This is a genomic window from Cognatishimia coralii, assembly GCF_037478305.1.
Classification (GTDB): Bacteria; Pseudomonadota; Alphaproteobacteria; order Rhodobacterales; family Rhodobacteraceae; genus Cognatishimia; species Cognatishimia coralii.
In genome coordinates this window covers 692,667-714,665 of the sequence record NZ_JBBGAZ010000001.1, presented here as the reverse complement: position 1 = coordinate 714,665, position 21,999 = coordinate 692,667, and the positions used below count along the sequence as shown (strand labels likewise).

General features: G+C 57.3%; 21 protein-coding genes. 9 read left to right on the top strand and 12 right to left on the bottom strand.

The annotated features are described in order from the left end of the window. Nucleotides 1-27 precede the first annotated feature (27 nt). Both WG622_RS03660 and WG622_RS03655 read right to left on the bottom strand, forming a co-directional pair. The gene (locus WG622_RS03660; protein ID WP_339402333.1) at nt 28-2,445 is read right to left on the bottom strand and encodes a GcvT family protein; all 2,418 of its coding nucleotides are present in this window, start codon (nt 2,443-2,445) and stop codon (nt 28-30) included. A 106-nt stretch (nt 2,446-2,551) separates the two neighbouring features. Further along, nucleotides 2,552-3,862, bottom strand: a complete 1,311-nt coding sequence (locus tag WG622_RS03655) for an HlyC/CorC family transporter (protein WP_339402332.1) — start codon at nt 3,860-3,862, stop codon at nt 2,552-2,554. Between the two features lie 73 nt (nt 3,863-3,935). On the opposite strand from WG622_RS03655, the gene WG622_RS03650 reads away from it, so the two are divergent. Continuing rightward, nucleotides 3,936-4,736: a metallophosphoesterase family protein gene (locus WG622_RS03650; RefSeq protein ID WP_339402331.1), complete on the top strand. Its 801-nt coding sequence runs from the start codon at nt 3,936-3,938 to the stop codon at nt 4,734-4,736. Here the strand turns inward: WG622_RS03650 and WG622_RS03645 are convergent. The 3 genes from WG622_RS03645 to WG622_RS03635 are packed head-to-tail and all read right to left on the bottom strand — an operon-like array spanning nt 4,733 to nt 7,306. Continuing rightward, the gene (locus tag WG622_RS03645; RefSeq protein WP_339402330.1) at nt 4,733-5,656 is read right to left on the bottom strand and encodes a tyrosine recombinase; all 924 of its coding nucleotides are present in this window, start codon (nt 5,654-5,656) and stop codon (nt 4,733-4,735) included. The genes WG622_RS03650 and WG622_RS03645 overlap by 4 nt on opposite strands. Beyond that, nucleotides 5,653-7,167: a hypothetical protein gene (locus tag WG622_RS03640; protein WP_339402329.1), complete on the bottom strand. Its 1,515-nt coding sequence runs from the start codon at nt 7,165-7,167 to the stop codon at nt 5,653-5,655. The genes WG622_RS03645 and WG622_RS03640 overlap by 4 nt, the downstream gene beginning before the upstream one ends. After that, nucleotides 7,157-7,306, bottom strand: a complete 150-nt coding sequence (locus WG622_RS03635) for a hypothetical protein (RefSeq protein WP_209356525.1) — start codon at nt 7,304-7,306, stop codon at nt 7,157-7,159. Before WG622_RS03635 ends, WG622_RS03640 begins: the two co-directional genes overlap by 11 nt. 91 nt (nt 7,307-7,397) lie before the next feature. On the opposite strand from WG622_RS03635, the gene WG622_RS03630 reads away from it, so the two are divergent. Next, nucleotides 7,398-7,982, top strand: a complete 585-nt coding sequence (locus WG622_RS03630) for a shikimate kinase (protein ID WP_339402328.1) — start codon at nt 7,398-7,400, stop codon at nt 7,980-7,982. Between the two features lie 3 nt (nt 7,983-7,985). Then, nucleotides 7,986-9,092 (top strand): 3-dehydroquinate synthase, encoded by a 1,107-nt coding sequence (gene aroB / locus WG622_RS03625; RefSeq protein WP_339402327.1) that lies wholly within the window; start codon nt 7,986-7,988, stop codon nt 9,090-9,092. 36 nt (nt 9,093-9,128) lie between these two features. On the opposite strand, the gene WG622_RS03620 is transcribed toward aroB, so the two are convergent. Both WG622_RS03620 and WG622_RS03615 read right to left on the bottom strand, forming a co-directional pair. After that, a complete protein-coding gene (locus tag WG622_RS03620; protein ID WP_339402326.1) occupies nt 9,129-9,488 on the bottom strand; it encodes a hypothetical protein in 360 nt (119 codons plus the stop codon). Between the two features lie 98 nt (nt 9,489-9,586). Continuing rightward, nucleotides 9,587-10,111: a single-stranded DNA-binding protein gene (locus WG622_RS03615; protein WP_339402325.1), complete on the bottom strand. Its 525-nt coding sequence runs from the start codon at nt 10,109-10,111 to the stop codon at nt 9,587-9,589. Between the two features lie 157 nt (nt 10,112-10,268). Between WG622_RS03615 and WG622_RS03610 the strand changes: the two genes are divergently transcribed. Continuing rightward, the gene (locus WG622_RS03610; protein WP_438838890.1) at nt 10,269-10,847 is read left to right on the top strand and encodes a lytic transglycosylase domain-containing protein; all 579 of its coding nucleotides are present in this window, start codon (nt 10,269-10,271) and stop codon (nt 10,845-10,847) included. A gap of 68 nt (nt 10,848-10,915) precedes the next feature. Here the strand turns inward: WG622_RS03610 and WG622_RS03605 are convergent, their stop codons facing one another. From WG622_RS03605 to miaA, 5 genes are all read right to left on the bottom strand, one after another. Continuing rightward, entirely contained in the window at nt 10,916-13,003 is a 2,088-nt protein-coding gene (locus WG622_RS03605; RefSeq protein ID WP_339402324.1) for a dipeptide ABC transporter ATP-binding protein, read from the bottom strand. Between the two features lie 94 nt (nt 13,004-13,097). After that, nucleotides 13,098-14,549 (bottom strand): ABC transporter permease, encoded by a 1,452-nt coding sequence (locus tag WG622_RS03600; RefSeq protein WP_339402323.1) that lies wholly within the window; start codon nt 14,547-14,549, stop codon nt 13,098-13,100. Nucleotides 14,550-14,561: 12 nt separating this feature from the next. Continuing rightward, nucleotides 14,562-15,644, bottom strand: a complete 1,083-nt coding sequence (locus WG622_RS03595) for an ABC transporter permease (protein WP_209356518.1) — start codon at nt 15,642-15,644, stop codon at nt 14,562-14,564. 348 nt (nt 15,645-15,992) lie between these two features. Further along, nucleotides 15,993-16,790, bottom strand: a complete 798-nt coding sequence (locus WG622_RS03590) for a helix-turn-helix transcriptional regulator (RefSeq protein ID WP_209356517.1) — start codon at nt 16,788-16,790, stop codon at nt 15,993-15,995. A gap of 122 nt (nt 16,791-16,912) precedes the next feature. Next, nucleotides 16,913-17,860: a tRNA (adenosine(37)-N6)-dimethylallyltransferase MiaA gene (gene miaA, locus WG622_RS03585; protein ID WP_339402322.1), complete on the bottom strand. Its 948-nt coding sequence runs from the start codon at nt 17,858-17,860 to the stop codon at nt 16,913-16,915. A gap of 65 nt (nt 17,861-17,925) precedes the next feature. On the opposite strand from miaA, the gene pyrH reads away from it, so the two are divergent. From pyrH to dxr, 5 genes are all read left to right on the top strand, one after another. Continuing rightward, a complete protein-coding gene (pyrH, locus tag WG622_RS03580) occupies nt 17,926-18,660 on the top strand; it encodes a UMP kinase (RefSeq protein WP_209356515.1) in 735 nt (244 codons plus the stop codon). A 63-nt stretch (nt 18,661-18,723) separates the two neighbouring features. After that, entirely contained in the window at nt 18,724-19,287 is a 564-nt protein-coding gene (gene frr, locus WG622_RS03575; protein WP_339402321.1) for a ribosome recycling factor, read from the top strand. Nucleotides 19,288-19,305: 18 nt separating this feature from the next. Next, nucleotides 19,306-20,031, top strand: a complete 726-nt coding sequence (gene uppS, locus WG622_RS03570; protein WP_339402320.1) for an undecaprenyl pyrophosphate synthase — start codon at nt 19,306-19,308, stop codon at nt 20,029-20,031. Continuing rightward, a complete protein-coding gene (locus tag WG622_RS03565; RefSeq protein WP_339402319.1) occupies nt 20,028-20,786 on the top strand; it encodes a phosphatidate cytidylyltransferase in 759 nt (252 codons plus the stop codon). Before uppS ends, WG622_RS03565 begins: the two co-directional genes overlap by 4 nt. A 42-nt stretch (nt 20,787-20,828) precedes the next feature. After that, the gene (gene dxr, locus WG622_RS03560) at nt 20,829-21,998 is read left to right on the top strand and encodes a 1-deoxy-D-xylulose-5-phosphate reductoisomerase (protein WP_339402318.1); all 1,170 of its coding nucleotides are present in this window, start codon (nt 20,829-20,831) and stop codon (nt 21,996-21,998) included. Nucleotide 21,999 lies beyond the last annotated feature (1 nt).

Below are 21,999 nucleotides of genomic sequence, written 5' to 3'. Positions count from 1 at the left end.
ATTTTTGGCAAGAGAAAGCCCGTTTGGCTAGCCCCGCATACGCGCGCCGTCTGCGTCAAAGAGTACGTCGGTCAAAAGCGTGGCTTTGCGGCGGGATCCTAGGATCTCGATTTCCGCATTGATGCTTGGGTCGATCAAGTCGACTGGCAGGAAACCGATGGCGATGGATTTGCCCGCATAATGCGAATAGCCACCGGAGGTGCAGAAGCCAACGACCTCGTCACCGACCCAGATGGGTTCATAGGCGTTGACGTCGGCGTCTTCTGCATCGACCTCGAAGGTACAGAGCTTGCGAGATGGGCCTTGGGCTTTGTGCTCTTCTGCAGCGGCGCGACCGATGAAATCCACGTTTTTCTTGAAAGAGATGAAACGGTCGAGGCCGGTTTCGGCGGCGGTGTAGTCGGGGGAGAATTCGCTGAGCCAAGAGCCGAAGGATTTGTCCAGGCGCAAGGACATCATGGCGCGCATGCCGAAGGGACGCATGCCGTGGGGTTGGCCTGCGGTCCAGAGCACATCCCAAAGGGCGCGTTGGGAGGGGAGGTCGCAGTAGATCTCGTAGCCGAGGTCTCCGGTATAGCTGACCCGTTGGATCAGGCAGTCGACCATGCCGACCGTGACTTTCCGGATGTCCATAAAGCGCATGTCACTGATGTCTTGGCGGGTGCAGGCCTGCAGGACGTCGCGCGCTTTGGGGCCCGCGATTTGAAAACCGTTGCGGGTGTCTGAGACGTTGTCGATGGTCACACCGTCGTCCAAGTTCTGCAGGAACCAGCGCATGTGATAGGCTTGGCTGCCGTAGCTCGCGGTCAGCTGATATTCTGTCTCGTTGAGGCAAGAGATTGTGAAATCCCCGATGAGCCGTCCCTTGGGCGAGAGCATCGGCGTCAGGCTCAAACGGCCTGGTTGCGGTACACGGCCTGCCATGATCCGATCAAGCCATGCGCGGGCGCCCGCGCCTTTGACGATGTATTTGCCAAAGTTGTGAACCTCATTGATTCCAACGGCTTCGCGGACGGCCTTCACCTCGCGCGCGGTGGCGTCAAAAGCGTTCGAGCGGCGGAATGATGGCGTTTCAAAACGTGGCTCATCGCCCTCGGCGAAATAGTTCACGACCTCTAGCCCGTATTGGTGGCCCCAGACCGCGCCCATCTCGGTGAAGATGTCATACATGGGCGTCGTACGGAACGGGCGCGCGGCGGGGAGTTCTTCGTTAGGGTAGGCGACCGAGAAACGTTTCTGATAGTTCTCGATGACTTTGGGGCGGGTGTAGCCCGGGGTGATCCAATTGCCATAACGCGCGCAGTCCATCGCCGAGGTGTCGCGTTCACATTCTCCCTCGACCATCCATTGCGCGAGCATCAGCCCGACGCCGCCACCTTGGCTAAAGCCTGCCATGACCGCACAGGCGGACCAATAGTTTCTGACGCCCGGCACAGGCCCGACCAGAGGGTTGCCGTCTGGCGCAAAGGTGAACGGCCCGTGGATCACGGATTTCACGCCGCTTTCAGCAAGTGCGGGGAAGCGTTTATAGGCGAATTCGATGCTGTCTTCGATCTTGTCAAAATCATCGGGCAGCAGTTCATGACCAAAGTCCCAAGGGGTGCCGTCAACCGCCCAGGGACGGCAGGGTTGTTCATAGAAACCGATGCAGAGCCCTTGGCCTTCCTGACGCAAATAGCTTTCGCCCGCAGGGTCCATCACATGCGGGTGCTCGATACCATTGGCCATCATTTCTTGGATCATCGGCACATCGTCGGTGACGATATATTGGTGCTCCATCGGGTGCAGAGGGAAGTAGATCCCCGCCATCGCGCCGACTTCGCGCGCCCAGAGGCCGCCGGCGTTAACGATGTGCTCGGCGTGGATCGTGCCTTTGTTGGTCACAACATCCCAAGTGCCATCAGCGCGCTGGTTGGTTTCCAGAACCTTGGTGTGGATTTCAATCGTCGCGCCGCCCATGCGGGCCGCTTTGGCATAGGCGTGGGTGGTACCTGACGGATCAAGGTGGCCGTCCAGCGGATCATAAAGCGCGCCGATGATGCCGTCCGTGTTGGTGACTGGGGCGATCTTCTTGATCTCTTCGGGGCCGACGATTTCGGTCTCAAGCCCCATAAACCGGTGTTTCGCGCGTTCCGCGACCAGCATGTCAAAGCGGTCTTGGTTGTCGGCCAGCGTCACACCGCCTACGTGGTGAAGGCCACAGGACATGCCAGTGATCTCTTCGAGTTCTTTGTAGAGCTTGATCGTGTAGCCCTGCAGCGCGGCCATATTGGTGTCGCCATTGAGCGTATGAAAGCCGCCCGCCGCATGCCATGTAGACCCTGAGGTCAGTTCCGAACGCTCGAGCAGCATCACATCAGACCAGCCGAGCTTGGTCAGGTGATAGAGCACAGAACAGCCAACGACGCCGCCGCCGATGACACAAACACGCGTGGTGGTTTTCATATGGGCCTCCGAGTTTTGTGTAGACAATAGAGGTCTCGCCATTTCGCCCGAAGTGTGCTGCGCCGAAAGCGACACATTGTGTCGCTAATCAATTTTGCGCGGTGAGCTACTTCTGCAAAGGCCGCACCTTGAGCCGCGTGATCCGGTTGTCCTTGCGCGCCATGACCTCGAACCGGAACCCGTGGAAGGCAAAGACCTGACCCACGACGGGGATCGTCTGGGCTTCGTGGATCACGAGGCCCGCGACGGTGTTGGCCTCTTCATCGGGCAGGTTCCAGTCGCTGGCGCGGTTCAGGTCCCGGATCGTCATGGCGCCGTCGATCAGAAACTGGCCGTCCTCGGACTGGCGGATCGGGTGTTCTGCGGCGGGGTCAAATTCGTCGGTGATTTCGCCCACGATCTCTTCAAGGATGTCTTCCAGCGTTATCAACCCGCGCAGGGCTCCGTATTCGTCGACCACCAGCGCAAAGTGGCTGCGGCGTTTCAGGAACTGACGCATCTGATCGTCCAAAGACGTGGTATCGGGGACGAAATAGGGCGTCTTGGCCACGTCAGAGAGGCTGAACTTCGAGAGATCCGGTGCGCCGTCGCTGTCTGCGACATGGGCGTGCATCGCGCGCAACAGGTCTTTGGCGTGCACAACGCCGACGATGTTTTCCGGATCATCTTTAAAGACGGGCAAGCGGGTGTGGTTGCTTTCCAGACATTGGCTTAGGATTTCGGCAGGGGCGTCGTCAGCATTGATCATCTCAATGCCCGAACGGTGCAGCATGATTTCCTCAACCGTGCGTTCGCCCAGATCGAGCGCGCCGAGGATCCGGTCGCGGTCTTCTTTTTCCACGATCCCTTCGGAGTGACCCAACTGCAGCGCGCCCGCGATTTCTTCGCGGACGGCAAGGATCTGGCTGTCGGGGTCGGTGCGCACGCCAAATATGCGCAGCACGCCGCGCACCAAGAGGCGGACGGCGGACACAACAGGCGCAAAGAGCACGACAACGATCTGAATGATGCCCGAGACGCGCGACGCCGCCGTTTCAGGCGCTGTGATCGCATAAGTCTTGGGCAGCACCTCGGCAAAGATCAACACCAAGAGGGTCATCACAAGGGTCGCCAAGGCCACGCCGCTGTCGCCGAAGGCCTGCGTCAGCAGGCTGGTCGCGAGAGACGTCGCCAGGATGTTCACAAGGTTATTGCCGAGCAGTACCGAGCCGATCAGACGCTCGCTGTCCTCGGTGATCTTGAGTGCACGTTTCGCGCCGCGATTGCCCTTGTCGGCCTGCGTCCGCAGTTTGCCGCGTGAGGCCGCCGTTAGCGCCGTTTCGCTACCGGAAAAAAACGCCGACATCATAAGCAAAAGCGCAATGCCGCCTGCCATGATCCAAAAGGCTGAATCCAGTACCGGAGTTGTGATTTCCATTGTGTAAGCTATCCCTTTATCTGCACTGTGTTATGGGCACGCGCGAGCCTTGGTTCAAGGGAAAGCTTCGGGAATGAACGTCAAAGATATGGGCGAAATTGATGGGGATATGCTGCTGTTTGGCGGTCCCTATTCGAACCTGCAGGCAACCGAGGCCCTGTTGATCGAAGCGGCACACCGGGGCATTGATGCGGCGCATATGGTCTGTACCGGAGACCTTGTGGCCTATTGCGGAGATCCGGCTGCGACGGTGGATCTGATCATGGACGCGAGGATCGCGGTTGTGGCCGGGAATTGCGAAAAACAACTGGCTGCCGGGGCTTTGGATTGCGGTTGCGGCTTTGAGAGCGGGACCACCTGTGATCGTTTGTCCGCGGGTTGGTATGCGCATGCCAATGCAGAGGTGTCAGTCAAGCACCGCAAATTCATGGCACAATGCCATGATATTATTTTGTTTTCTCAATCAGGAAAAAAGTTCGCTGCTATCCATGGCGGCGTGACCGACATCGCCCGTTTCATCTGGTCCGCGTCGACTGAAGAGGTTTTCGCCGAAGAAGTCGACGCCCTCCGCGCGCATGTCGGAGAGGTTGATGTCGTGATCGCAGGCCATTCCGGCATTCCCTTTGTCAAAGAGGTCGCGGGCGTCACCTGGGTCAATGCAGGCGTCATCGGGATGCCTCCGCATGATGGCGCGGCACAGGTGCGATATGCCGTTCTGTCAGAGGGGCAGGCCGAGATTTGCGAGCTGAGCTATGACGCGGAGGGAGCAAAGGCGCGCATGGTTGAGGTCGGTTTGGTGCAGGGCTATGACATCACATTGCAAACAGGCATCTGGCCATCCGAGGATGTTTTGCCCCAAGCCCTGAGGCGCTAGTCTTTCGCCAGTGGGTGGTGGTCCAACACCAGCTCCTTTAGCCGCTCATCCAACACATGTGTGTAGATTTCTGTGGTCGCCACATCGGCATGACCAAGCAAAACCTGAATAGACCTCAGATCCGCGCCATTGGCCAAAAGATGCGTCGCAAAAGCGTGGCGCAGCGTATGGGGGGTGACCTTGTCAGGGCTTACGCCGCCAGCGACGGCGAGTTCTTTGATCAAGGCATAGAAACGATGGCGGGTGATATGACCCAGCTTGCCTCGACTTGGGAAAAGGAACTTCGACGCGGGAAACCCCTTTTCGCGTTTCTTCGCTTCATCCGCGTCGCGTTCCGTCAGCCACTGCGCCAATGCCGCGCGCGCATCGCCGGAAAGAGGCACCATGCGTTCCTTGCCGCCTTTGCCCAGAATAAGCAACATCCGAGGGTCTCCGCGTGCAGCACTGACAGGCAGGGACACCAGTTCGCTGACCCGCATTCCGGTCGCGTAAAGCAACTGCATCAGGCAGATATTTCTTGCGTTTTCCAGCGGGTTACGGCCCGAAGCTTCTGCGGCTCCGATCAGGCGATCCACCTCGATGACCTCAAGGGTTTTCGGCAGGCGTTTGTCCCGTCCGGGGCCGCGGATTTGAATCGCAGGGTTTGTCTCCATCCAGCCTTCTTCAAAGGCAAACCGATAGAGTTGTTTGATCGCGGACAGTCGCCGCGCGCGCGTGGATTTCGCCAATCCTTGCGCGTCGCAAAAGACCAGATAATCCTCAATCACGTCTCGGCTCACGGCGTCAAAGGCCGTGCCATGGCCGCTCAGCCAATCTGCGAAATTCCGCAGGTCGCGGGCATAGGCCAATTGCGTGTTGGTGGCGGCCCCCAGTTCGGCCGCCTGCGCCTCAAGGAAAGTCGAAATCCATTGCAAGCTCATGTGCGGCGATCCAAAAGGAGAACCTGCAAGGCCGCTTGTCGCGCTGTGTCCTCAAGCCCCAAGGCGCGGAAGGTTGCCAGAGACTCAGTCAAGGCCCGCAGATCGCCTGACAGCCCCTGTTCATACAGCGCCATTGCAGCCAAAATCACTTCGCCAAGCTGCCCGCGTGCCAGCTTGTGGCTGAAAGACTGGGGGACACCCGCGCCGTTGAAAGCCTCTGCGACGGCCTGTTCCTCAGGCGTTTGTCCGCGTCTGGGCGGTACCCCGCGTGCAAGACCCGCGAGGAAATCCCGTGGTCCTGATTGCGCGGCAACCTCATAGGCAGGGGACAAGAGTTGAATTTCGCGCGCCAGCACCTGAGCAACACCGTTCAGGGACAGATCGGCCAGAACCGGGCCGTAAATGCGGGAAAATGGCACCTCAACGCGCGCCTGCTGAGCCGCGCTCCAGGCGGCTGCGAGCGTTTCTTCGACGGCTGTTGTATCCCCCGCTTCGACGGCTCTGTCGAAGTCTTGCAAGGCATCCACACGATCCCAGATCATACCCGAAGCCGCAGGTTGTCGCTCAGTGTAGATCCCGAGCAGTCGGTTTTCGGGCAAAGCCCCCACGCTAGCCAGACGTTCCGCCGCCTCAAGCTGTGCTTTCCATCCCGATGTGCTGCGCAGATTTGCATGGGCGAAGGGGCGGGGCAGGCTTGTCGTGGGCAGAGGCTCTCCGATGGCCTCATAAAGGCGGAAGGTCAGCGGGGTCGGATCATTCGGCGTCACCAAAAGCGGTTCGCCTTCGGAGATCTCTGGGTCAAGGAACCGCAGCAAAAGCGCATCTTCCTCAAGCGTCAAAAGCCCCAACAGATTGGCCGTTTCCAAAGTCAGCGCAGCTGCCGTCCAATCGCCCGCGCGTGCCAAGCAGAAAACCCGAGCGGCGTAGGATGGCGATAGATGCGGGGCAGGGTTCAAGGCCTCGCAGGCGCGTTGTTCCTCGCCCAGCAAGAGTGTTACGTCAAACCAGCGCTGAAAGAGGGTCTCGGTGTTGGGGCCCGCGCGTTCCAACAACGCGTTCGCTTGTTCAATCGCGCCCAAGGCCACCAGCTTGTCGACCCGCGCCAGCAACAAAGCATCGGCTTGGCCTGCGTCTTGTGGCGGGTTCGCCTCGGCCAAAAGCAACGTATAGAGCAACGCCTGCATGGCCGGAGAGCCTTCGACTCGCAGGTCAGTAATCCTGTCTGCCAAGGTCTGAGCCGGGCTTTCTTGCCACAGGGCGCTCGGCAAACCCGTTACGGAACTGGGCAACAGGCCAACGGCGTCACGCCCCACGTTTCCAAGCGGTGAGACCGTGACCTCTGGCGTCGTAACGCCTTGATCTACAGGCGGTTCTTCCACGAAAGGCGCAACATCCAAAGCAACTGTTGGGGTCTGGCTCAGCCAATCAATCGCCGACAGCGGCGCCTGCGCCGTCGCGGATCCTGCGGCAAGCGCTGTGGTCAATGCCAGAAGAGGGCGTCTAATTCCCATCCAGCGTGACCGACTGTCTGATTTCCGCCTGCGGTGCGCTGAAATCAGCGCCAAAGATTGGGCCGATATAGGCATAGCTCACAAGGCCCACTGCCAAGAACACCACAAGGAAAAATATTGCTCTGATGAGTCGACCCATGACCGCCCTCACATTCTTAGTGCCTGCTTTTTTCTAATATATATCTGGCCTTTTTGCGAATATCACGTCATTCAGTGCGAAATGGCGAAAATTGGCCGGTTTTCAGCGTGAAAATCGCCAGCGGGGCAATAGGGGCGGCATGAAACTCAGGAAAACGGTTGTGATGGTCGGCATGATGGGCGCTGGCAAGACGGCCGTGGGGCGTGCGGTCGCGGCCAAGCTTGGGGTGCCGTTTCTTGATTCCGACGCCGAGATCGAAGCGGCCGCCAATATGTCGATTGCCGAGATTTTTGCCCGCGATGGCGAGCCATTTTTCCGTAAGAAAGAGACGCAAGTCATTGAACGCCTTTTGGAAAATGAGATCGGTATTTTGTCGACCGGCGGCGGCGCTTATCTTGCGGATGGCAACCGGGATATAATTTCCGACAAGGGTGTTGCGATCTGGCTAGATGCGGACCTGAGCCTCTTGTGGGAGCGCGTCCGCCATAAGGACACGCGCCCATTGCTGCGCACCGCCGATCCATTGGCGACCCTGACCGAGATATTCAACACACGCGTGCCGATCTACGCTTTGGCGGATTTATCGGTCAAAGCGGATCCGGATTTCACCATCGAAGAGATGGCAGACCGCGTGATCGACGCTCTTGGCACGCGGCCCGACGTATTAGAGGTTTAAGCAATGCAAACCGTTCATGTGGGCCTTGAAGGCCGTGAGTACGACATTCTGATCGGCCCCGGTTTGCTGGCGCAGGCCGGCGATTTGATCCGCCAGATCAGCGACCGCAAGCGCATGATGATCGTGACAGATGAAAATGTCGCGGCTTTGCATTTGCCCGCCTTGCAAGAAGGTCTGGCCGCGGCGGGGATCGCCTCAGAGGCTTTGGTTCTGCCAGCAGGCGAGGCCACCAAAAGCTGGCCGCACTTCGAGCGCACGGTCGAATGGCTCTTGGCGCAAAAGGTCGAGCGCAAAGATCTTGTGATCGCCTTCGGCGGCGGCGTGATCGGAGACCTTACTGGCTTTGCAGCCGCATCCTTACGACGCGGGGTTGGGTTTGTTCAGATCCCGACATCTCTGTTGGCGCAGGTTGACAGTTCGGTGGGTGGCAAGACCGGTATTAACGCTCCACAGGGTAAGAACCTGATTGGTGCGTTCCATCAACCGTCGCTGGTACTGGCGGATGTGGATGTGCTTAAGGCGCTGACACCACGTGATTTTCTGGCGGGCTACGGCGAAGTCGTGAAATATGGACTGCTGGGCGATGCCGCGTTCTTTGAGTGGCTCGAAGAGAATGGTCCGAAGCTGGCGGCAGGGGACGAAGAGGCGCGGATTTATGCGGTCAAACGCTCTTGCGAGATGAAAGCCGAGATCGTCATGCGCGATGAAACCGAACAGGGGGATCGTGCGCTATTGAACCTTGGGCATACATTCTGTCACGCGCTTGAGGCTGCGACCGGTTATTCGGATCGTCTGCTGCATGGCGAAGGCGTCGCTATCGGCTGCGCCCTGGCGTTTGAACTCTCTTCGCGTCTTGGCCTGTGTTCGCAAGAAGATCCAAGCCGGGTAAGGGCGCATCTTAAGGCGATGGGCATGAAGACCGACCTGATGGATATTCCCGGCGATCTGCCCTCTGCTGAGCATCTTGTGGACCTTATGGGACAAGACAAAAAGGTCATCGACGGACAATTGCGCTTTATTCTGGCGCGCGGCATCGGGCAAGCCTTTGTCACAGCAGATGTGCCACGCGATGCGGTCGTGTCAGTTATTAAGGACGGCCTGGCAGGCTAGGGCGGATTACCAATCGCTCAAGCAACGCACGAGAGCTTAGTCGTAGAAAATTTCGTTGTCGCCAAGATAGACATTGGACGCGGCACAGATGTCGATCGCAATCGGATCGTCGATGATCTCGTCCCCATTGTCGGCCAGCCATCCAGCAGCAAAGACCTGATCACAAAGCCCTTCTGGTGCGAAGAACTCGGCTTGCATGGAGGCACCGGGATCGACCTCGTAACCGTCAATCCAGTTGGTAGACCAGCCAGAGCCGTCGTTTGTGTAAAACCCGATCAGAATATTATTGGCGGTGTCGTTGTAGATCTGGAAATAGCCTTCAGATCCAGTGCCTTGTGCAGAGGCTTGGCTTGCCGCGACAAGAAGCGCGGCGGTTGTGAGTGTGCGTTTTAACATTGTGATACCCCGAAAAGAAAAGCCCCCCTGTATTCAGGGAGGCCCAGAACACCTCTTGGTGGTATCATAATTTTTGAGAATCTCAAAAGTTGAAGGGGTTAGAATGGGATCTCATCGTCCAGATCACGGCTTGGCGCGCTTTGCCCACCGCCGCCACCACCAAAGCTTCCGCCGCCTTGGTCATAGCCACCGCCGCTGTCATAGCCGTTGCCGCCGCCATAACCGCCGCCCTGGCCACCACCGCCAAATCCGCCGCCACCGCCGCCTTCGCCGCGACCGTCAAGCATGGTCAGCGTGGAGCCAAAGCCTTGCAGTACGACCTCGGTGGAATAACGATCCTGACCGCTTTGATCCTGCCATTTGCGGGTCTGCAGCTGGCCTTCGATATAGACCTTGGAGCCTTTGCGGAGGTATTGCTCGGCCACACGTACAAGACCTTCGTTGAAAATCGCGACGGAGTGCCATTCTGTGCGTTCACGACGCTCGCCTGTGTTGCGGTCTTTCCAAGTTTCGGACGTCGCAATGCGCAGGTTGCACACCTTGCCACCGTTCTGGAAATTGCGCACCTCTGGGTCGCGGCCCAGATTACCGATCAGCATTACTTTGTTCAGAGATCCGGCCATATGTTCGCCCCTTTGAGCCCTTTTTTCGTTTGGCATAGGTTACACCATCCACACGCGCGGAACGCCAGCAAAAACGCACCGCTGTGGATAAGTCTTTCGGATTTTCAGAGCATCTTATTCAAATTTGGTTAAGAGGCGCTATGTTAGGTCGATGATAATGAGACGCGCGATACTCTTGGGCTCTGTGTGCTTGGCTGTGATGGCTGGGCCTGTCTTGGCAGGTAGCCATAAAACCAAGAATGGTCTGTCGGCGGCCCAGCTCAAGGTGTTGGACAACCGTGCATCAGAGCAATATCGCGACTCGGTGCGTCTTCAGCCACAGCCCATTTACACGCCCAGCAAATGGGGCGCGCAGCCCTATCGTGGCAACTATACCGGACCCTATCTGGACATGGCGCGAGAGGCCGCATTGACGCACAATGTGCCCGTTGATCTGTTCCTGCGCCTTGTGCAGCAAGAGAGCAATTGGAACGCGGGCGCGGTGTCGCCTAAGGGGGCCTTGGGATTGGCTCAGTTGATGCCTGATACGGCGAATCTCCTGCGCGTGGATGCTTTGGATCCAAAAGAGAATTTAGAGGGTGGGGCGCGGTATCTTTATCAGCAATACCGTCGGTTTAATTCATGGCGTCTGGCCTTGGCCGCCTATAACGCAGGGCCTGAAGCGGTGGAAAAGCACCGTGGTGTGCCGCCCTATAAAGAGACGCAGGACTACGTGAAAGCAATCTGGGGCAGCTGAGGCGCCCAAACAAAAACCGCCGCGCTCAGGTGAGGCGGCGGTTTTGAGTATTTCTGGCAACGTGAAGATTACTCGGCTGCGATCTTGATCACCGGCTTCATGCGTTCGAGTACATCCTCGGCAAGGTGACATTTGACCTGATGGCCATTTGCCATTGTCTGCACCGGCGGCACTTCCTTCTCGCAGAGACCACCGGGGACCTCGGATTTCCAGCGACAGCGCGTCTGGAACGGGCAGCCCGGAGGTGGGCTCATGGCCGATGGGATCTCGCCCTCAAGCACGATGTGCTCTTTCTCGACGCTGGTATCCGCGATTGGAACCGCAGAGAGCAGCGCTTCGGTATAGGGGTGATAGGGCGGGTTAAAGACCTGATCGGTCGTGCCCAGTTCCACCACATGGCCGAGATACATCACCATCACACGATCAGACAGGTACCGCACGATCGAGAGGTCGTGGCTGATGAAGAGCAGCGTGGTTTTGTTTTCCCGCTGGATGTCCATCAAGAGGTCTGTCACAGCCGCCTGAACCGACACATCAAGCGCCGAGACAGGTTCGTCCGCCACAACGATCCGTGCGCCACCGGCGAAGGCACGCGCGATACCGACACGTTGCTTCTGACCACCCGAGAGTTGGCGCGGCATCCGATCTGCAAAGGCGCGGGGCAGCTTCACTAGATCAAGCAGTTCCAGCATGCGCTCGCGACGTTCGGCCTCGGAGTTTCCGATCTTGAAGATCTCGAGCGCCCTGATGATCTGACGTCCGACCGACATCGACGGGTTCAGCGTATCAAACGGGTTTTGGAAGACCATCTGAACATCCGCAACGGTGCCGGTGTCCCGGTCCTCAATCGCCGTGCTTTCGATGTTGCGGTTATCAAGCAGGATCTGGCCGTCCGTGGCTGTCTCAAGCCCCATCAGAACCTTCGCGAATGTCGACTTACCGCAGCCGGATTCGCCCACAATCGCGAGCGTTTCAGATTCCCGCGCCTCAAAGCTGAGGGTCTCGTTGGCCTTCACAACCTTCTTGTTGCCACCACCAAAGAGCGCCGATGCCGCGACCTCATAGTATTTCTTGAGGTTGTCCATCTTAAGAACCACATTGCCAGGTTCTGCCTTGGCCTTCTGCTCACCCACTTCCGGCGGCGCGGCCCAGTCGATCTCTTTGAACTTCAGACAGCGCGTGGAATGGCGATCATGGCCCTCCACATCTTCCATGAGGATATCCTGCGCGTCACAGCGGCCTTCCTCAAAGTAGTTACAGCGCGGGCCAAAGTTACAGCCCGGAGGCCGCTCGTGGGGCAGGGGGAAGTTCCCCGGGATCGCCACCAGTGGACGGCTTTCCTTGTCGGCACCTGGCAAAGGAATAGAGCGGAACAGCGCCTGCGTATAAGGGTGCTGCATCTTGTCAAAGACGTCTTCAATCGAGCCACGCTCGACCGCTTCACCGGAATACATCACGCAAAGCCTGTCGCAGGTTTCCAGAACCAGACCAAGGTTGTGCGAGATAAACAGCATCGAGGTGCCGTATTTCTTGCCCAGATCCTTCACGAGTTCCACAACAGCCGCCTCAACGGTCACATCAAGCGCTGTGGTCGGCTCGTCCAAAATCAACAGTGCCGGTTTGGACATCAGCGCCATCGCAATAACGATCCGCTGCTGCTGACCACCGGAAAGCTGGTGTGGGAAGGAGTTCAGCATCCGCTCAGGGTCTGGCAGGCGCACATCTGTGACCACTTCCAGCGCCCGCGCATAGGCTTCTTTTTCCGACACACCTTCGTGGATCATCGGCACTTCCATCAGCTGCTTGCCGATCTTCATCGCAGGGTTCAGCGAGGCCATCGGTTCCTGATAGATCATCGCGATCTCATTGCCGCGCACATCGCGCAGCTCTTCGTCGCTCATCTCGCTCAGATCGCGGCCCTTGAACTTGATCGAGCCGCCAACGATGCGGCCGTTCTTGCCCAAATCCTGCATGACACCCAAGGCCACAGTGGATTTACCGCAACCGGATTCTCCAACAAGGCCAACAGCTTCGCCCGGTTGCACGGTTACTGAGAAGTCCATCACCGCAGGAATTTCACGCAGACGGGTGAAGAAAGAAATCGAGAGCTTGTCGATTTCTAGAATTGGACCGTCATAGTCTTCCATCTTACTCATTTTTATCTCCCTGGTTAGAGCATCAGGCCGCTTGGGCTTTCTCTTGCTCTAAATATCTCGGGGGTCCGGGGGCTGGCCCCCGAACCATGATTGCTTAGTCGCGGAGGCTCTCTTCGCGCAGACCATCGGCCAGAAGGTTCAGGCCCAGAACCAGCGTCAGCAGGGCAAACGCAGGTGGCAGAACCGGATGCACATAAAGCTGCATCAGTTTACGGCCATCGTTGATGGTTGTGCCCCAGTCCGGGCTCTCTGGTGGCAGGCCAAGGCCAAAGAAGCCCAAGGTGCCAAGCAGGATGGTCGTGTACCCAATCCGCAGACAGAAATCGACGATCAGCGGGCCACGCGCGTTGGGCAGGATCTCCCAGAGCATGATATACCACGGACCTTCGCCCCGGGTTTGTGCCGCCGCCACATAGTCGCGTGTCTGGATGTCCAGCGCGAGGCCTCGGACGATCCGGAACACGGTGATCGAGTTCACGAAGGCCACCGAAACAAACACCACAAGGAAGCCTGACGAGATGTCAAAGAGGTCCAGTGTAGACGGCAGAACATCAATGGCAGACCCTTTGGCCGAAACGAGGCAAAGGTAGAACCAGAACATCAGGCCGACGACCGAGATCAAAAGCGGTGTACGCAGGCGTGGACGGGTATAGAACCGCGAGTTCAGCAAAACCGCCACAAAGATGATCGGGAAGATGAACAAGACCACCGCCAGATAGTTCGGTACGCCGATCGCCACGATCTCTGGTGTCACCAAGAGGTAGAACAGCAGGATCACAGGGAAGGCCAGAACGAGGTTTGCCAGGAACGACAGGAAGGTGTCCAGACGCCCGCCAAAGTAACCTGCTGGCAGACCTAGCGTGATGCCGACCATAAAGGCAAAGAGCGTCGCTGGCGGTGCGATGGTGATCACGATCCAGCTGCCTTCGACCACGCGGCTAAAGACGTCACGCGCGAGGTTGTCACCGCCCAAGAGGTAGTAAGGATAGTCGCCCTCCTCGATGCCGCGTAGCGGGGTGCCAGGCCCCTTGTTCTTCATGCCAGAGACCTGAGCGAGCTCGTCATGCGTGGTGATCATGTCAAATACGCCGGCAAAGACCGCCGTATAGACCCAGAACATCACGATGCCAAAACCGATCATGCCGACGGTGCTGTCAAAGAGCTTGCCGTAAAGGCCCAGCTTGCGCTTGTAGACAATCGAGATCAGGAAGGTCGCCAAAAGCGAGATCCAGACCGGCGAAAGCTGCGCCGCAAGCGCGCCGACGATACCGACAGTGCCCAATGGGGTGAACATGCCAGCCACGATATAGACGACGATTAAAGCCAAGAGCGCCAGCAAAGCATAGCGTACGGCCATGCCGATCATTGCGTTAGGTCCGCGGTCTCGAATGATGGTGCCATCTGCGAGAATACGGTCGTTGACCGCAGGCAGCGCATAGGCGCCGACTACCTGAATGGCGACGAGGATCAGAAAGATCACCAGCACCACAGAGAAGATCGGATCAACAAAGGCTCCGAAAGGGCCTGTCCAGGTTAATGGTTCCATAATCAGGCCTCCTTACGAAATACGGATACGTGGGTTGAGATAGACATAGCCGATGTCCGATATCAGCTGCGTCAACAGAACGACGACCACCGAGACGACCGAAACCGCCAAGAGTACGTCGATGTCGTTGTTGCCCGCCGCATTCACCAGCTGCCAGCCGAACCCTTTGTAGTTAAAGAGGTTCTCAACGATCACCACGCCGTTCAACAGCCACGGTACCTGCAGCATGATCACGGTAAACGGCGCGATCAGAGCGTTCCGAAGCGCGTGTTTGATGACCACATTGCGGAAGTTCACACCCTTGAGGCGCGCGGTCCTGATATATTGCGCCGTCATGACTTCGGCCATCGAAGCCCGCGTCATCCGCGCGATATAGCCCATGCCGTAGAGCGCAATGGTCAGAACCGGCAGGAAGAAGTTTTCAAAGGTCGGCGTTTCCATCGCTTTGGCGGCCGTGCCTTTAAAGAGCGTCTTGCCTTCGATCAGACCCATCTCGGCGAGCCATGGGCTCAGACCATAACGGGAAGAGGCGAGGAAGACGATAAAGATAACACCAGATACATATTCCGGCGTCGCGGTAGAAAGGATCGAGACGGTAGAGAGGCTTCGGTCAAGCTTGCTGCCTTCGCGCATGCCCGCCAAGACCCCGATTATTAGGGCCGAGGGCACCATAAGCACCATGACCCACCACATCAGATAGCCGGTATTTGCAAGCCGTGTGCCTAAAACGTCAGCCACAGGCGCCTTGGCAACCGTGGACCAACCCCAGTCCCCTTGAAGAATACCGCAATAATTTGGGACTTCTTCGGTGGTCATGCCCGGGCGGACACATTTACCAAGAGGCACGCCGTCTTTTTCTGTCAGATAGCCCGGCGCAAGGCCGACCCATTCCAGATACTTCCGGGGTGTGGATTGCAAATAGCCGCGATCTTCGAGGAAACTCGCAACGGCCTCATCCGACATCCTGAAGTTACCCTGCGTTTTCGCAAGCTTCTCCAGGTTGGGATAGAGGTTCGTCATGAAGAACACGATATAGGTGAGGCAGAGTGCTGTAAGCAGCATCACGCCAAACCGTCTTAGAATGAAAAGTCCCATATCTTCTCCGCTTTGCCGTTACCGAAAAACAAGGCTTGGTCACTCGTTAACCAATTGACAAAAACACAAAGCGGCTGCCGCCGGGGCCGCGAAAAGGCGGACTCCCAGAGTGACTGGATTGAACATGAATTTCTCCCCGGCCATATATGGCTCTAGCTTTCGTTTTGCCGCGACTCCGGGTGCGTGTCAGGCGCACCATCCGCCACAGTCTTTCGTTTAGGTGAGACTATTCGGCCCGATAAATGACCATCCGTCAATGGACGGGATCGTCATAATCGACCCAAAAACGACATGCATGTCGAAAACTGGCGTTTTTAGAAAGAAACCGTGCAGAAAGCTAACCCTGGGTCAGGCTGCCTGTAAGTGTCTGAAATTGTTTCGCAAATTGCTCGGCGTTGTGCCGCAGTGCTGCTGAATGAAGCGCGTAAAGTAGGCAGCGCTGCCAAATCCTAACGATTCGGCGATCGCCTTGATGGAAAGGTCGCTGTTCTCTAATTCCATGCGCGCTTTGTAGAGCACGCATTGGGATAGGACATCAGCCGCGGTGATTCCGCTGGTCTGGCGACAAACGCGCGCCAGATGGGTTGGCGTCACGTCGAGCATCTGCGCGAAATCAGCCATGGAATGGCCTTCACTAAAGCGCTCAGCGGCCAGATCATGGAACTTTTCCACCAGCCTTTCAGCAGCCTTGGGGCGTTTGGGTTCATATTGCTCGCGCATCTCTCGGCGCAGCCAAATGGACAAGAGCTGGGCATGCGCTTGCAGGACTTCGCCTTGCAGTGGGCGATCCTTTTCAATCTCGCGTCGCATGTCGTCAATCAGGGCAGTCAACTCACTCTGAGCCTGAGGCTCCATGATGCGCAGTTGCTGACAACGATCCGGGAAATTCGCGGCCTCGGCGTCTTTGATGGCCACAGCAAGGCCCAAAGCTCCGCGGCCCAGTTCAATCGACCAAAGCTGGCCGTTGGGCACGTAAATCGCGTGATAGGTGCTAAAGCCACGGCGATGCCCATGCAGGTTCACAACCCCCTGACCGCGCGTGGTCCAGATCAGCAACCCGCCTTGTTGCGGATGCATCAGCTCCAACGTCCACGACGCAGATTGACCCAATTGAGCCAGTGTCATCACTTGAACCGGTTGTGACATGTCTGCGCGTCCCCTTATCTTACGTACTGGTCAAACAAATTGTTCGATTTGTTACAATCAGTGCGCCCCACTCGGGTCAGCTTACGCGAGCTATCTTTAAAAAAAAGTTTTAATTTTCCGGATTAACTATCCTGACGGATAGGTAGGGGGAGTTTTTTCCAATGAGACATACGGCTTTTAAACCAGGTGCGCTGTCGTTTGGCATATTGGCGCGTCAAGATTGTTGCCAGTTCGCGTGCACGATCCAGAGACAATTCCCCCTGAACATGGCGGATTAGTTCCAATGCGCCAATAGTCTTAGCGCTTGGGGCCTTGGGATCCCAGGTTTCCAGATTCGCGCGCGCCTCATCCAGCGCGCCTGCTTTGAGCATCAGGTCGAACCTTTGTTCGATACGTGCGTTTAGCCAGGTCTTATCGGCTTCCATCAGGCAGGTAACGTATTGGTTTTTATGAAGTAATGATGGAGGGGTTTCGTCTTGCCACCGCCAGATCGGCTTGCCTGTCGTGCGCAGAACTTCCCAGGCACGCTGCACGCGCATCGGGTTTTGAACATCAATGCGGCTAAGGGTTTCCGCATCCAATTCATCTCGCAGGGACTCAAACCCTTCGGCCTTAACCCGCAAGTTTGCCTCTTCTCGGGTGGCGTCAGGCGTTGCTGGGATCTCGGCAAGGCCTTCTGTGAGGGCTGTAAAATAAAGGCCAGTGCCGCCAACAATGATGGCGCGTTCGGAGGCTAGGATTGGCTTTATCTCTCGTAGCCAATGGCCGACAGAATAGGCTTGATCGCCCGAAATATGCCCGTAGAGGCGGTGCGGGGCTGCGGCTTCGTCCTCGGCACTGGGTCGCGCAGAGAGGATCGGCCAATTGTCATAAATCTGTAAGGCGTCCGCATTAACGATGACCCCACCTTGTTTGGCAGCAATCTCAAGCGCCAAAGCTGATTTGCCGCTGGCGGTAGGCCCTGCAATCAAGACGTGTTTGTCCGAGGGGATTTTACTGAGATCGATCACTGCCAAAGGCCTTTGCTGCGTTTTTGCGTCCAAAGCGTCAGATTCTCTGACATCGCGCATTGAACCTGCGCCGCTTTTCCGACATCTTGCGCACAATTTAAATGTTTGCGTGAACGGAGTGCAACATGAGTGAGGCAGCCCCTGAATCTGAGACCACCTATAAACGCGTGATGCTCAAAATATCTGGGGAAGCCCTGATGGGGGATCAAGGGTTTGGCCTGCATCCTCCGACCGTTCAAAGGATTGCCCAAGAGGTGAAGGCGGTTCACGATCTGGGCGTCGAAATCTGTCTGGTCATCGGTGGTGGCAATATCTTCCGCGGTCTTTCGGGATCCGCGCAGGGGATGGAACGCACCACGGCTGACTACATGGGTATGTTGGCGACAGTGATGAATGCGCTTGGTATGCAGTCCGCTTTGGAAGAAATCGGCGTCTTTACCCGCGTGATCTCGGCGATCCGCATGGACGAGGTCGCGGAACCCTACATTCGCCGCCGGGCTGTGCGCCACCTGGAGAAGAAACGCGTCTGTATTTTCGCAGCGGGCACCGGCAACCCTTATTTCACCACGGATACAGCGGCGACCCTGCGTGCTAATGAAATGGCCTGCGAAGCGATCCTCATGGGTAAGAACGGCGTTGATGGGGTTTACGACAAAGACCCAGCCGAGCATGACGACGCTGTGCGCTATGATGCAATCTCCTACGATGAAGTTTTGTCCAAGCGCCTGAAGGTCATGGATGCCTCAGCGATCGCCTTGGCGCGCGACAACAATTTGCCTCTTATCGTCTTTGGTCTGGATGAGCCCGGCGGGTTCAAGGGGATCATGGCGGGTCAAGGCACCTATACAAAGGTCAGCTAAACCTCGTAAGCTGATCAAAACCATCGGGACGGCACGGGCCTCCCCAAAAGCAAGAGTATTCGCATGTCCGACGATTTTGAACTCGACACCGACGACCTGACGCGCCGCATGGATGGCGCGATGACCAATCTGAAAACTGAATTCGCGTCTTTGCGCACGGGCCGTGCCTCGGCCTCGATGCTGGAGCCGGTGCAGGTGGATGCCTATGGATCCATGACACCGATCAACCAGGTAGGGACAGTTAACGTGCCAGAGCCTCGGATGGTGACGATCAACGTCTGGGACAAGGCGCTTGTCGGCAAAGTCGAAAAGGCGATCCGGGAATCCGGACTTGGGATCAACCCCCAGCTTAATGGTACAATCATCATGCTGCCGATCCCTGAGCTCAACGAAGAACGTCGTCGCGAGCTGGGCAAAGTGGCCGGTCAATATGCCGAGAACGCGCGGGTCTCGATCCGTAACGTGCGCCGCGACGGGATGGACCAGATTAAGAAGGCCAAAGGGGACGGGATGTCTGAGGACGACCAGAAGCTTTGGGAAGGCGAAGTGCAGGAAATGACCGATGACTACATCAAAAAGGTCGACGAAGCGCTGGCCACCAAACAAGAAGAGATCATGCAGGTCTAAGTGACGAGTAGGGCGGTTATGGCCAAAGACACTCCGGTTCAAAACACGCCCGATCACGTGGCCATCATTATGGATGGCAATGGTCGCTGGGCCCAAAGCCGGGGGCGTCCTCGGCTATTTGGGCATCACGCTGGTGCGCGCCGCGTCAAAGAGATCGTGCGCACCTGCAAGGACCTCGATATCGGCTATCTGACCATCTATGCGTTTTCGACCGAGAACTGGAAACGCACGCAGTCCGAAGTTGCCGGGCTGATGACGCTGTTTCGTCAGTACATCAAACGCGAAGCAAAGGCCTTGAAGGAAGAGGGCGTTTGTGTCCGTTTTATTGGCGACCGCATGCGGCTAGATAAGAAGCTGCAGGGGCTGATGAACGAACTCGAAGAGGTCACTAAGGGCAATACGGTCGTCAATCTGACCATCGCCATCAACTACGGTGGCCGCGATGAGGTGGCGCGCGCGACGCAACAATTGGCGCAGGATGTGGCGGACGGTAAGCTCGATCCAAAGACCGTGAATGAGGACACATTGTCGTCCTATCTGGATACCCATGTGTTGCCAGACCCAGATCTGGTCATCCGCACCAGCGGCGAAGCGCGGATCTCGAACTTCCTTTTGTGGCAGTCTGCCTATTCGGAATATGAATTCGTCGACACGCTGTGGCCGGATTTATCGAAAGAGGAATTCACCAAGGTGATTTCGAAATTCGGCGAGCGCAACCGTCGGTTCGGCGCGGTTTCCGCATGAGTTCTGGAAACTGGGGAGACCTGCGTACGCGCGTGCTGTCCGCGATCGTGATGCTTGGAATTGGGGCAGGGGCGATCGCGACCGGGGGCCTTGCCTATATTGCCTTGATCACACTGGCTGTTGCCGGGATGAACTGGGAACTTTCTCGGATGATTGTGCCGGGCAAGACTTGGTTAGCGATTATCGTGGGCGTTGCCTCGGCGGCTGTGTTGATTGCGAGCGTTTTCGCGGCGCCTCGGCCGTTGATTGAAGCTGCTATACTGCCGGGTCTCATCGGTGCGCTTTTTGCGGCCAAAAATCGGGTGATCTTTGGCGTCTACGCGAGCCTTGTGGTAATCTCAGGCCTCGGGTTGCTCATGCTTTATGATGCGCAGGGTATTTTCCTTGTGGTCTGGCTGATTTGCGTGGTCGTGGCCACCGATGTGGCGGGGTATTTCGCGGGCAAAGCGATTGGCGGCAAGAAATTCTGGCCTAGCATCAGTCCCAAAAAGACATGGGCTGGTATTCTCGCGGGCTGGGCGGCGGCTGCAGTGGTCGGTGGTTTCATGGGCGGAGAAGAGCTCGCGGCGATCAGCGTCTTTATGTCCTTTGCCAGCCAGCTCGGCGACATCGCCGAAAGCGCCATCAAACGTCGCTCTGGTGTCAAAGACAGCTCGAACCTGATCCCCGGACATGGCGGGCTTTTGGACCGGTTCGACGGCTTGATTGCCGCCAATCTCGTGGTGTTGATCGCGCTTCTTACACTTGGCTTGTAAGGCTATAGCGGCTAAAGCAAGCGCAACAGGGTAAGGGGATCCATGCGACGCGTTTCTATCTTTGGGGCGACCGGCTCGATTGGGCAAAACACGCTGGATCTGATCCGCCGCGACCGAACGAGCTATGATGTTGTTGCCCTGACGGGCGGTGCGAATATTCCGCAACTGGCACATGACGCGATAGATTTGGGTGCCGAGATTGCGGTCACAGCCTATCCCAACCGTCTTGAAGATCTGCGCGCAGCTTTGTCAGGCACAGGTATTGAGGCGGCCGCTGGTGCTGAGGCGATTGCTGACGCTGCCGCACGACCTGCGGATTGGGTGATGTCGGCCATCGTTGGCGCCGCTGGTCTTGAGCCCGGATTGATCGCCATGTCCACCGGCGCGACGCTGGCTTTGGCAAATAAGGAAAGCCTTGTGACCGCGGGCGATCTTGTCCACCGCACTGCCGCCAAGCACGGCACTGAAATCTTGCCTGTGGATAGCGAACACTCCGCGGTTTTTCAGGGGCTCATTGGCGAAGACATCGCCTCTGTTGAGCGTATCACGATCACCGCCTCAGGCGGTGCTTTCCGCGATTGGCCGCTGGAAGAGATGGCCAAAGCCACGCCAGAACAGGCCGCAACACATCCCAACTGGGACATGGGTCAGCGCATCACGATAGACTCAGCCTCTATGTTCAATAAAGCCCTAGAGGTCATTGAAACAAAAGAGTTCTTCGGCGTCGCGCCACGTCAAATCGAAGTGCTTGTGCATCCGGAATCTCTGGTTCACGCACTGGTTGGCTTCAACGACGGAGCCCTAATGGCCCACGTCGGCCCGCCCGACATGCGTCACGCCATCGGCTTTGCTCTGCACTACCCGGATCGCAAGGACCTGCCGGTCGAACGTCTCGATCTGGCGCGTATTGGTCAGCTCACGTTCAAAGCCCCCAATCCCGACCGCTATCCGGCGCTCAGGCTCGCCTGGGATGTGATGGAGATCGGCGGCATGGCGGGGTGCATTTTCAATGCTGCCAAGGAAAAGGCGCTAGATGCGTTCATCGACCATCAGATCGGTTTTCTGGATATGGCGGATGTGGTAGAGGCGACGCTGAATAAATTGGCCGCCGACAGCTGCCTTATTAATGCCGAAATGACCCTTGATACGGTCAAGCAAACAGACCATCTCGCACGTAAGACTGCGACCGAGATCATTGCGACGAGGGGATAGA